The organism is Polaribacter staleyi, assembly GCF_038024045.1.
Classification (GTDB): Bacteria; Bacteroidota; Bacteroidia; order Flavobacteriales; family Flavobacteriaceae; genus Polaribacter; species Polaribacter butkevichii.
Genome location: NZ_CP150665.1, coordinates 1,358,718 through 1,371,843 on the forward strand (window position 1 = coordinate 1,358,718; position 13,126 = coordinate 1,371,843).

A 13,126-nucleotide genomic window follows, 5' to 3' on the forward strand; every position below is an offset into this window, starting at 1 on the left:
AAATTAAAATTGGTTTCTTTAACTTTGCTTTTTTCCAAAAAAAAACATCTCATTTGAAAGACCAAGAATATATAGAAGTGTACGGAGCTAGAGCTCATAACTTAAAAAATATTGATGTAAAAATTCCTCGCGAAAAACTAGTTGTAATCACTGGTTTAAGCGGAAGCGGAAAATCTTCTTTAGCTTTTGACACCATTTATGCAGAAGGACAAAGACGTTATATTGAAACTTTTTCTGCCTATGCGCGTCAGTTTTTAGGTGGACTAGAGCGACCTGATGTTGATAAAATTGATGGCCTTTCGCCTGTAATTTCTATAGAACAGAAAACAACTAATAAAAGCCCTCGATCTACAGTAGGTACAATAACAGAAATTTATGATTTTTTAAGATTATTATTTGCAAGAGCTGCTGATGCTTACTCTTATAATACAGGAGAAAAAATGGTAAGTTATTCTGATGAGCAAATAAAACAGCTTATTTTATCTGATTTTGCTGATAAAAAAACAGCCATTTTAGCCCCCTTAATTAAATCTAGAAAAGGGCATTATCGCGAACTTTTTGAACAAATTTCTAAACAAGGTTTTTTACGTGTTCGTGTAGATGGAGAAATAAAAGAGATTGAAAAAGGAATGCGTTTAGACAGGTATAAAACGCATGATATTGAAGTTGTAATAGATAGGCTTCTTATTAATGAATCTGCAGAAAAACGTTTAGAAGAAACTATAAAAACAGCATTGTATTCTGGAAACAACATTATGATGGTTATTGATATTGATGACAATGAACCTCGTTATTTTAGTAGAGAATTAATGTGTCCTACAACCGGAATAGCCTATCCGAATCCAGAACCAAATACCTTTTCTTTTAACTCTCCAAAAGGCGCTTGCAATAAATGTAATGGCCTAGGAATTACTAATGTTATTAACCTAGAAAAAGTAATTCCAGACACCACTATTTCCATACAAAACGGAGGAATTATCCCGTTAGGAGAACAAAAAAATAGCTGGATTTTTAAACAGTTAGAAAATATTGCAGAACGCTATAAATTCAAATTAACAGACCCTATAAAAAACATTCCTAAAGAAGCTTTAGATATTATTCTAAATGGCGGAAATGAATCTTTTGAAATTGAATCTAAAACCGTTGGCGTTACAAGAAATTATAAAATTGATTTTGAAGGAATTATTTCTTTTATAGAAAATCAATATGCCAATGCAGAAAGCACAACCATAAAACGTTGGGCAAAAGGTTTTATGGATGAAGTTTCTTGTACTACTTGCGGTGGCAAAAGATTAAAAAAAGAAGCTCTTCATTTTAAAATTACAGATAAAAACATTAGTGATTTAGCCCAAATGGATGCTTCTGAATTGGCTAAATGGTTTAAAAATATAGAAAAAGAGTTATCAAAAAAGCAACTCATAATTGCCGCTGAAATCTTAAAAGAGATTAGAACTCGAATTCAGTTTTTATTAGATGTCGGTTTAGATTATTTAACATTAGACAGAACATCAAAATCACTTTCTGGTGGAGAAGCACAAAGAATTCGTTTGGCAACTCAAATTGGATCGCAATTAGTTGGTGTACTTTATATTTTAGATGAACCAAGTATTGGATTACATCAACGAGACAATCAAAAATTAATTGATTCTTTAGTTAAATTAAGAGATATTGGAAATTCTGTTTTAGTTGTAGAACACGACAAGGACATGATGGAGCATGCCGATTTTGTTTTTGATATCGGTCCTGGAGCTGGTAGACATGGAGGAGAAATAGTAAGTGCTGGAACTTTTGAAGATCTAAAAAAACAAAACACTTTAACTGCAGACTACCTAACCGGAAGAAAAGAAATTGCGGTTCTTAAAACCCGTAGAAAAGGAAATGGAAAATTTATCAAACTAAAAGGAGCCACCGGAAATAATTTAAAAAATGTTTCTGTAGAATTTCCTCTCGGAAAAATGATTTGTGTTACCGGAGTTTCGGGCAGTGGAAAATCTACCTTAATAAACGAAACTCTTTACCCAATATTAAACGCACATATATATAGAGGTGTAAAAAAACCAATGCCTTATAAAAAAATTGAAGGTTTAGAGCATGTAGATAAGGTAATTGATATTGATCAATCTCCCATTGGAAGAACCCCTCGTTCCAACCCAGCAACTTACACAGGTACTTTTGGTGAAATTAGAAGCTTATTTGCAAAAACTCCAGAAGCTGCAATTCGTGGATACAAACCTGGTCGATTTTCTTTTAATGTAAAAGGAGGTCGTTGCGAGACTTGCCAAGGTGGTGGAGTACGAGTTATAGAAATGAACTTTTTACCTGATGTACAAGTAGAATGCGAAACCTGCCAAGGAAAACGCTTTAATAGAGAAACTTTAGAGATTCGTTACAAAGGGAAATCAATTTCTGATATTTTAGATATGACTATTGAAGATGCCACGAATTTCTTTGAGAATATTCCTAAAATTCACCGAAAGTTAAAAACAATAAAAGATGTTGGTTTAGGCTACATAACACTTGGACAACAATCTACTACACTTTCGGGTGGTGAAGCTCAACGTATAAAATTAGCATCAGAATTATCTAAAAGAGATACCGGTAATACCTTTTACATTTTAGATGAACCTACCACCGGACTTCATTTTGAAGACATTAGAGTTTTAATGGATGTACTAAATAAACTAGCAGACAAAGGAAATACAGTATTAATTATTGAGCATAATTTAGATGTTGTAAAATTAGCCGATTATATTATTGATGTTGGTATGGAAGGCGGTAAAAAAGGTGGTAAAATTTTATGTACAGGAACTCCAGAAGAAGTTGCACAACATAAAACAAGTTATACCGCTAAGTTTTTAAAAAAAGAATTAAGTTAAAATTATCACATTGCAAGCATTCGAAATGTAGAAAAAGAAGTATTTTAGCAAGCTTTCTTTTTTACAAGCAATTAAATAAAAATAAAAAATTACAGATATATGACAAGTGATGATAGAAAAATAAAAGAAAAATTAAAACCAAAAACTTGGAATGAAATAAAAACAAACGATTCTTGGGCTATTTTTAAAATAATGGCAGAATTTGTAGATGGGTATGAAAAACTAAGTAAAGTTGGCCCTTCTGTATCTATTTTTGGGTCTGCAAGAACAAAACCAGATAACCCACATTACATTTTAGCAGAAGAAATTGCATTCCAGCTTACACAACATGGCTACGGTGTAATAACTGGTGGTGGACCAGGAATTATGGAAGCAGGAAACAAAGGAGCTCATAGAGGAAAAGGAAGTTCTGTTGGGTTAAACATAGAACTCCCTTTTGAACAACATGACAACCCTTGGATTGACCCAGGAAAAAGTTTAGATTTTGACTACTTTTTTGTACGTAAAGTAATGTTTGTAAAATACTCTCAAGGTTTTGTTGTAATGCCAGGTGGTTTTGGTACTATGGATGAACTTTTTGAAGCAATTACTTTAATTCAAACGCATAAAATAGGTCGTTTTCCAATTATTTTAGTTGATAAAAAATTCTGGGGTGGTTTATTCGATTGGATAAAAAACACACTTTTAGAAGAAGGAAACATTAGTGAAAAGGACTTAAACTTATTTAGACTTGTAGATACTGCAGAAGAAGCAATAGAACACTTAGATAACTTCTACGACAAATACCAATTTAAACCAAATTTCTAAGAAATTAGAAAAACCTATATTTTTAATGTATTTTGCCTATTCAAAAAGATAGAATAGACAAAATACATTTTTTTGTTTTTTTAAAAATCTTAATTACAAATACAACAGCAAGAAAAACACTAAATAATCATTAAGATTTAATTGAAAAAAAGTTACTACATACTACTTCTTTGCTTTCTAGCATCTCCTTTTTTGTTTTCTCAACAGAATTCAATCAACATAAAATCTAAACTAGATGTAGAAAAAGACGAATTAAAAATTCAACAAGAAATTGTTTTTTACAATACCTCAGACTCAATTTTAACTAGTATTTATCTTCATAATTGGTCAAATAGCTACAGAGATAGAAAAACACCTTTATCTAAAAGGTTTATAAAAGACTTTAGAAAAGATTTATACTTTGCAAAAGAAAAAGAACTTGGTTCATCAACAATAAAAAGCATTTCTGTAGATTTTGAGAACGTTTATTTTAAAGAGGTAGATAAACAATCAGACATTATAGAAATAGATTTAGACAGACCTTTATACCCAAATTCAAAAATTACAATATCTGCTACCTATATTGTAAAAATACCAAGCGATCGTTTTACTAAATACGGCAAAACAAAAACAGGTTATCAACTTAGAAACTGGTACCTAACACCCGCTATTTACGATAAGGGTTGGCAACTTATGAGCAATCTAAACTTAGATGATTTATATGAAAAAGGCACTGATTTTAAAATCGAAATAGATGTACCAAAAGATTTTGTTGTAGAATCTAATTTGTATCAATATAAAATTGCAAAAGAAAACATTAATAATTACTATTTAGTTGGAAAAAATAAAACAGATGTAATTCTTGGCATTAACAAAACCAAACAACTAAAAACCTACAAAACAAAATCTGTTACCATACATACAGATGTTTTTTCAAAAGAATTAGATTACAATTTAACAACAAGCATCTTAAATAGAGAGTTACTTTTTATTCAAAAATATTTAGGAAAATACCCACATAAAGAAATTTATATTGATAAAGCTACCCAAAGTAAAAATAGAATCTATGGTTTAAATCAGTTACCAAATTTTTTACGCCCATTTTCTGATACTTTTAAATGGGACATGACCATGTTTAAAGCGCTAACAAAAAGATACATAGAAAACACACTCCTTTTAAATAAAAGAAAAGATTATTGGTTAATCGATGGAATACAAAACTATTTAATGATAGAATATGTAGAACAATTTTATCCAGAAATTAAACTTTTAGGCAACGCCTCTGATTCTTGGTTTTTAAAACGATTTAATGTTTCTAAATTAAATTTTAATGATAAATACCCTTTTGTATATCAATTTACAGCACGTAAATTTTTAGATCAAGCATTAAACACCTCTGCAGATTCTCTTTCTAACTTTAATAGACGAATTGTTAGCAAATACAAAGCTGGTTTAGGTTTTCGTTTCTTAAAAGGGTATTTAGGTGATAGTATTCTAAACCAAACAATTCAGGAATTCTATCAAAAAAATCAATTAAAAATTATTTCAAGTAACACATTTAATCAATTACTCTCTTCTAAAACAACTAAAAATTTAGATTGGTTTTTTAATGATTTTGTAAAAACAAATAAAAAGATAGACCATAAAATAGAAGACATCAACATTGAAGAAGACAGTATTTCTGTTACCATAAAAAACAAAAGAAATATAACTACACCATTGGCTATTTATGCACTAAAAGGCAAAGACATTAAAATTAAAAAATGGATTTCTGACATAGATAGTTCTAAAACTGTAAAGTTTAAAAAAGGTAATTATGACACCTTTGTTTTAAATTACGAAAACTTATATCCAGAATTAAATACGTTAAATAACTGGAAAACAATTGACAAAAAGATTTTTAACAAACCTGTTAAAGTTTCATTTCTAAAAGATATAAGCAGTCCAGACTACAATCAAATTTTTTATCAACCAGATGCAAACTATAATTTTTACAACGGTTTAATTCTTGGCGTAAAACTACACAACAAACCACTCATAAAAAGAAACTTTGAATTTAAAGTTGCTCCTTATTACGCTACAAAAAGTAATACCGTTATCGGAAGTTTTTCTTTATTGTATAATCAGTTTTTTGAAAAAACAAAAATCTATAAAGTTTCTTACGGCTTTGCCGGTGGCACCTCGGATTACGCACCAAACTTATCTTACAACTCTCTTATACCTTATGTAAACATTTTTTTTAAAAGAAAAACCCTAAGAGATGCAACCTCAGAATCTCTTAGAGCAAAATTAATTCATATCGAAAAAGAAATTGCTCCAGATGCCACAAAAACAGACCAAGATAGTTATAGTGTTTTAAGCCTAAGTTACAATTACTCTAACCCAGACATTATTAAAGAATTTAGATATAGTTTTAGTACCGAATTTGCTAAAAACTTTTCTAAAGCAGCATTAGATCTAAGATTTAGAACCTTAACATCAACAGACACTCAATTAGATTTTAGACTTTTTGCAGGTGTTTTTTTCAACAATAAAACCGAGGGAAATTATTTTAGTTTTGGTTTAGACAGAAGTAATGATTATCTATTTCAATTAAACTATTTAGGTCGATCTGAAAGCTCTGGTTTTTTTAGCCAACAATACATTATTACCGAAGGAGGTTTTAAATCTGTACTTCCAACAAGGTTTGCAAATCAGTTTATGGTTTCTAACAACTCTAGCATTGGTATATGGCGTTGGTTAGAAATTTATAACGATGTTGCTTTCTTAAAAAATAAAAAACAACCACTGTATTTTGCTTACGAAAACGGAGTTCGTTTTAACTTTGTACATGAGATCTTCGAAATCTACTTTCCTTTTTATTCTAACAATGGTTGGGAGGTATCTAAAGCCGCTTATCCACAAAAAATTAGGTTTTCTTTATCAGCAGATATCAAATCTATTTACAACTTTTTTAAACGTGGTTTTTTATAAATTGACAACAATTCGCAGAGTTTCGTTTTTTATTGAATAATTATTAATAAAACCATCTAAAATTTAATAATTATTACACAATTCTCTATAAATTATTAAATTTTTAGATATCAACTAAAAAAACTATCTTTGTAGTACTTTAAAAATCTCACATAAATGCTGCAAGATACACATATAGAGAATAAACAAAAACTTTCTTTTGAGGACTTTAAAACAGAAGTTTTAAACGACTACAGAATAGCTAAAATTAGTAGAGAATGTAGTTTATTAGGCCGTAGAGAGGTTTTAACAGGAAAGGCAAAGTTTGGTATTTTTGGTGATGGTAAAGAGGTACCACAATTAGCAATGGCTAAAGCTTTTAAACTAGGCGATTTTAGATCTGGTTATTACAGAGATCAAACTTTTATGATGGCTATTGGTGAGCTAACTGCACAACAGTTTTTTGCAGGTTTGTATGCACATACAGATATTAAAGCAGACCCGATGTCTGCCGGAAGACAAATGGGTGGTCATTTTGCTACACATAGTTTGCATGAAGATGGCAGCTGGAAAGATTTAACAAAACAATACAATTCCAGTGCAGACATCTCTCCTACCGCTGGTCAAATGCCACGTTTATTAGGTTTAGCACAAGCCTCTAAAATATACCGAACCGAAAAAAGTGTACAACATAAATCTAATTTTTCTATCAACGGAAATGAAGTTGCCTGGGGAACTATTGGAAATGCAAGTACTAGTGAAGGTTTATTTTTTGAAACGATAAATGCTGCTGGAGTTTTACAAGTACCTATGTTAATGAGTGTTTGGGATGATGAATACGGAATTTCTGTACACGCCAAACATCAAACAACCAAAGAAAGCATCTCTGAAGTGTTAAAAGGTTTTGAAAGAGATCATAAAAAAAATGGATATGAAATTTTTGTTGTAAACGGTTGGGACTATGTTCAACTAGTAGACATTTACAACAAAGCTGCAAAAATTGCAAGAGAAGAACACGTACCGGTTTTAGTACACGTAAAAGAATTAACGCAACCACAAGGACACTCTACTTCTGGATCTCATGAAAGATATAAAAGTAAAGACCGATTAAATTGGGAAAAAGAACACGATTGCATTACTAAAATGCGAAACTGGATTTTAGATTTTGAACTAGAAACGGAAGATGGAGAAATTTTACGTTTTGTAGAATCGGAAGAAGAAATTATCATCTTAGAAAAAGAAGCAAAAAAAGAAGTTGTAAGCGCTAAAAGAAATGCTTGGAACGCTTTTATTAACGAAATAAAATCAGAAGTAAATACTGCTTGCCAATTATTAGAAAAAGTAGCTAGTAAAAGTAAAAATAGCAGTTTTATTAATAAGTATAAAAATGATTTAATAGCTATTGTAGAACCAAGTAGAAAAGACATTTTATCTGCCGCAAGAAAAACGCTTCGTTACATAAAAGATGAAAGTTTTGCTGAAAAAATATTACTTCAAAATTTTATAAAAAATTCAATTGAAGCTGCTACAGAAAAATTTTCTACACACTTAAACAGCGAATCTGATTTTAACGCTGTAGCTGTTTCCGAAAAAAGCCCAATTTACGCTAAAAACAAAACGTTAGTTGATGCTAGAATTATTATGAGAGATAATTTTGATGCCATCCTAAAAAAGCATCCTGAAGTAGTAATTTTTGGTGAAGATGCTGGTTTTATTGGAGACGTAAATCAAGGTTTAGAAGGTCTTCAAGAAAAATATGGAGAAATAAGAGTTGCAGATACAGGTATTAGAGAAGCAACTATTATTGGTCAAGGTATCGGACTAGCAATGCGTGGGTTAAGACCTATTGCAGAAATACAATATTTAGACTATTTGCTTTACGCGTTACAAATTATGAGTGATGATTTAGCAACACTGCATTATAGATCTTTTGGTAAACAAAAAGCACCTTTAATTATTAGAACACGTGGCCATAGATTAGAAGGTATTTGGCACGCTGGCTCTCCTATGGGAGGAATTATAAATAACGTTAGAGGAATTCATGTTTTAGTACCTAGAAACATGACCAAAGCAGCTGGTTTTTACAACACTTTACTAGAAGGAGATGAACCTGCATTAGTGATAGAGTGCTTAAACGGGTATCGCTTAAAAGAAGAATTACCTATAAATTTAGGAGAATACAAAACACCAATTGGCGTTGTAGAAACTGTTAAAGGAGGGACAGATATTACTGTAGTTTCTTATGGCTCTACCCTAAGAATTGTTGAGGAAGCCGCAAAAGAATTACAACAAGTAGACATTGATATCGAAATTATAGACGCACAAAGCTTACTACCTTTCGATTTAAATAATGACTGTGTAAAAAGTGTTGCAAAAACAAATAAATTATTAGTAGTAGATGAAGATGTTCCGGGAGGAGCTTCTGCATACATTTTGCAAAATATTTTAGAAAAACAAAATGCATACATACACTTAGACAGCAAACCATCTACATTAACATCTAAGGCACATAGACCTGCTTATGGTACAGACGGAGATTACTTTTCTAAACCATCTGCAGAAGATATTTTTGAAAAAATTTATGAGATTATGCACGAATCAAATCCAAATAAATATAAGAGTTTATATTAAATTCTAATCTTAAAATAAAATACCAGTGCTCAAAATTCATCAATTTTGAGCACTTTTTTTTAACAGAACTATAAGATAACCTTAAGAAAATACAAAAAGCTATTTAACTAATTTCGCTTCTTAATCCTTTTATCAAACTCTTTATGAAAAAAAACTTACTATTTTACTTTATTTTATTCCTTTCAATAACTACAACTGTAGAAGCTCAAAGAAAGAAATCAAAAGACAAAAAAACAGATCAAACCTCAAAAGTATCCCCAAAAAGTAAAACGCCTAAATATTCTGACTTTGTAAATAAAGACACAAAAACAGATGACGGACTTTTTAAAATTCATATCAATAAAGAAAAATTTATTTATGAAATTCCAAAATCTTACTTAGGTAAAGAAATGCTATTAGTAACCAGATTAAAAGACATTCCTGCAGGTTTAGGTGGTGGCTATGTAAATGCCGGTTCTAAAATTAACACACAAGTAGTCGTTTGGGAACACTACAAAGACAAAGTTTTATTAAAAATAAAATCTTATGATGCCGTTGCAAATGATTCTCTACCAATTTATAAATCGGTAAAATCTAACAATTTAGAACCTATTATTTATTCTTTTGATATTAAAGCACAAAACACAGATTCTACTACTGTTTTAGTAGATGTAACAAAATTCTTTTCTTCTGATGTAAAAGCAATTTCTGGATTACCATCTAGATTCAGAAAAACATACAAAATAAAAAGATTAGATGATTCTAGGAGTTTTATAAGCTCTATAAGAAGTTTTCCTAAAAACATAGAAGTTGTACAAAACTTTACTTTTGATGCCGACGAACCACCAAGTAATGCAAGCACAAATACTATTACAATGCGCATCAATCAATCTATGATTTTATTACCAGAAAAACCAATGATGCCAAGAATCTATGATAAAAGGGTTGGTTATTTCTCTATCGGAAACGTAGACTACAGTTCAGAAGCTTTAAAAGCAGATGAAAAAAGATATATTAAAAAATGGAGGCTAGAACCTAAAGATACGGAAGCATATAATCGTGGAGAATTGGTAGAACCTATAAAACCAATTGTATATTATTTAGACCCTGCAACTCCAGAAAAGCTAAGAAAATACATCAAACAAGGTGTTGATGATTGGGCTAAAGTTTTTGAAACAGCAGGTTTTAAAAATGCTATTATGGCAAAATTACCACCAACAAAAGAAGAAGACCCAGATTTTAGTATGGAAGATGTTCGTTATTCTTCTATTAGATACGTGGCTAGCACAACAAGAAACGCAACCGGACCAAGTGTTTCGGACCCTCGATCTGGAGAAATATTAGAAAGTGATATTATTTGGTACCACAACCACCTACGCTCATACAGAAATAGATATTTACTAGAAACTGGAGCTGCAAACCCATCTGCAAGAACATTAGACACTCCTGCTGAAGATATTGGACAAATGATGCGCATGGTTATTTCTCACGAAGTAGGGCATGCTTTAGGCTTGCCTCATAACATGGCTGCAAGTTACGCATACCCTGTAGATTCTTTACGCTCTGGGAGTTTCACTCAAAAAAATGGTATTGCAGCAACCATAATGGATTATGCGCGTTACAATTATGTTGCACAACCTGGTGATAAAAATATTCGTTTTATAAGACAACTTGGACCTTACGACCATTATGCTATTAACTGGGGATATCGTGCCATACCTAATGCAACAAAATCAGAAGATGAAGTAAAGACTTTAGATAAATGGATTGAAGACAAAGCAGACAACCCTGTTTATAGATTTGGCGGACAGCGTTTTGATCCTTCTGCTCAAACAGAAGGAATTGGAAACGACCAGGTTAAGGCAAGTACTTATGGTGTAAAAAACTTAAAAATTGTTGCTAAAAACCTCCCAAACTGGACCTCTAATCAAACAAATAATTACGAAGATTTAGATGAACTATACGGAGAATTATTAAGTGTTTGGGGCAGATACGTTGGTCATGTTACCGGAAACATAGGTGGTGTTTATGAGTTTAATAAAAAACCATTGCAAACTGGAGACGTTTATGTACCCGTTACAAAAGCAAAGCAAAAAGAAGCAATGGCTTGGTTGCAAAAAAATGTTTTTACAACTCAATATTGGTTGTTAGATAAAAACACTTTAAACAAGATTGAAGAAACAGGATATACAGATAAATTAGGTCGTTACCAAGAGAGAACTCTAGGTACACTCTTAAATTACCGTACTTTAAACAGAATGATTGATGCAGAAGTAATTCAAAAAGAATTTTACGCTGCTTCAGACATGGTTAAAGATTTAAGAAAAGGTATTTTCTCTGAAACCAATTCAACTAAAAATGTAGACTTACAAAGAAGAAACCTGCAGAAAGTTTTTATAGCTAGAATGGAAAGTTTAATAAATGATGAAACCACAAAAAACAACGATATATCATCTATTGTTAGAGGGGAATTAGAAGTATTAAAATATCAAGTAAATATTGCAAGTAAAAGAGCAATAAATACAATTTCTAAATATCATTATAAAGATTGTTATGCCAAAATAAATGACATTTTAAATCCTAAAAAATAGTCTTTATTTTCTTACTAATTTAATTCCTATTGCGCATTGTAAACACTGTTTCTTTGCGCAATAGTTATTTTTAAGCTCTAACAAAGCCTGACTCTCATAGGCATTTTTTACGCTAACTCCTATTTCATCGAACTTAGAAATAATACTATTTTTTTCTGTTTTTATTTTTTGAAGAATATCTAAAAACTCATTTTCACTTACTCCTCCTCTATTTTTTTGATATAAAAATTTTAAAGGAACAATAGTATTTATCAACAATAAATCTACAAACGATTTTGTTAGTTTTTTAGGTGATGATTTAGAAACTTTATCAAAAGTAAAATGTGTTTTCCAAAACGGATTTACATTTACCTCAAATAAATCATAAAACTCTTTTAATGTTTCTGTTTGCATCATTTTAGAAAACAAATTAGCATGCAGATGATACAAAGAAATTAATTGAGCTATCCTTATGGTAGGAAAATTTGGTGGTCGCATTCTAAAAAAAGAAAACTGATTCTTAGAAATAGCATTTAAATGATATTTGTGTTGCAAATATGTATACTCCTTTTTTAATTCTTGATGATATTCCTCTTCTACAACATCTTCTAAAAAACCTGCTTGTCCAAACAATAAAGAGGCAAGTTGTTTTTCATCATCTCTTACTTTTCTTAAAACAGAAAAATCAAAAGATTTAGCCAAATCTAAAAAAGCATCTCCATTTACTTTTAATCCAAAGTTCTTTGCTAATAATTGAAACAAAACCACTTCGTAATCATTATTACTTGCAACCAAAAGTTGATTCATTTCATTTGATTTCCGTTCTAATCTTTCAAAAAACAAGCGTTCTTTCCAATTATCAACCGTAAAGTTATCAATTGTATTGATTTCTTTTTCACAAGGAATCCAACGTGGTTTCGATGAAAATAAATTACGATAATTATTTAGAGCATTACTAAACACAAAATCTTTTAAAACCAATACCGGTAAAGGTTTGTTGTTTTTCATAAAAACTGTCGCATCATCTTCCCAAACAACATGTAAAATAACAGCATCGTAATTTTCATCTACTTCGTGATGATGCACATACCAATCAGACGATTTTAAATGAATTTCTACATTACCAACCCAAAGCTGGTTGTCTATTTTTAACTGGGTATTTAAAAAATCGGGTCCAGAATTATGATTATGTATTCCAATTTTAAGAATTGATAACGCGTCTTTAGTAGCTGTTTTTAAATCATCAATAGAAAATAATTGATATTGCCATACATAATGAAGAAAATCCTCATTCATAGTTTTTGTTTTCAAGATACAAAAAATCATTTATAC

Annotated in this window: 6 protein-coding genes; 5 read left to right on the top strand and 1 reads right to left on the bottom strand. The window is 30.7% G+C overall.

Translation table 11 applies throughout. From position 1 onward, the window contains the following. The first annotated feature begins 53 nt into the window (after window positions 1-53). The 5 genes from uvrA to WHD07_RS05995 all read left to right on the top strand — a co-directional run bounded on the left by uvrA (window position 54) and on the right by WHD07_RS05995 (window position 11,815). Entirely contained in the window at window positions 54-2,876 is a 2,823-nt protein-coding gene (uvrA, locus tag WHD07_RS05975) for an excinuclease ABC subunit UvrA (RefSeq protein ID WP_343330444.1), read from the top strand. 99 nt (window positions 2,877-2,975) lie between these two features. Further along, on the top strand, window positions 2,976-3,683 hold the full coding sequence (locus tag WHD07_RS05980) for a TIGR00730 family Rossman fold protein (RefSeq protein ID WP_105050506.1): 708 nt from the start codon (window positions 2,976-2,978) through the stop codon (window positions 3,681-3,683). Between the two features lie 192 nt (window positions 3,684-3,875). Beyond that, the gene (locus WHD07_RS05985; RefSeq protein ID WP_343330445.1) at window positions 3,876-6,635 is read left to right on the top strand and encodes an aminopeptidase; all 2,760 of its coding nucleotides are present in this window, start codon (window positions 3,876-3,878) and stop codon (window positions 6,633-6,635) included. Window positions 6,636-6,791: 156 nt separating this feature from the next. Next, a complete protein-coding gene (locus WHD07_RS05990; RefSeq protein ID WP_343330446.1) occupies window positions 6,792-9,245 on the top strand; it encodes an alpha-ketoacid dehydrogenase subunit alpha/beta in 2,454 nt (817 codons plus the stop codon). Window positions 9,246-9,388: 143 nt separating this feature from the next. Continuing rightward, window positions 9,389-11,815 carry a zinc-dependent metalloprotease gene (locus WHD07_RS05995; RefSeq protein WP_343330447.1) on the top strand — a complete coding sequence of 809 codons (2,427 nt, stop codon included), beginning with the start codon at window positions 9,389-9,391 and terminating at the stop codon, window positions 11,813-11,815. A 3-nt stretch (window positions 11,816-11,818) separates the two neighbouring features. Here WHD07_RS05995 and WHD07_RS06000 read toward each other — a convergent pair whose 3' ends face one another. Further along, the gene (locus WHD07_RS06000; RefSeq protein WP_343330448.1) at window positions 11,819-13,090 is read right to left on the bottom strand and encodes a DUF2851 family protein; all 1,272 of its coding nucleotides are present in this window, start codon (window positions 13,088-13,090) and stop codon (window positions 11,819-11,821) included. Window positions 13,091-13,126: the final 36 nt, after the last annotated feature.

What these genes read in the sequence shown, in the direction of transcription:
- WHD07_RS05980 (WP_105050506.1), top strand. Translation starts at nt 2,976, where the DNA reads ATGACAAGTGATGATAGAAAAATAAAAGAAAAATTAAAACCAAAAACT.
- WHD07_RS05990 (WP_343330446.1), top strand. Translation starts at nt 6,792, where the DNA reads ATGCTGCAAGATACACATATAGAGAATAAACAAAAACTTTCTTTTGAG.
- WHD07_RS05995 (WP_343330447.1), top strand. Translation starts at nt 9,389, where the DNA reads ATGAAAAAAAACTTACTATTTTACTTTATTTTATTCCTTTCAATAACT.
- WHD07_RS06000 (WP_343330448.1), bottom strand. Translation starts at nt 13,090, where the DNA reads ATGAATGAGGATTTTCTTCATTATGTATGGCAATATCAATTATTTTCT.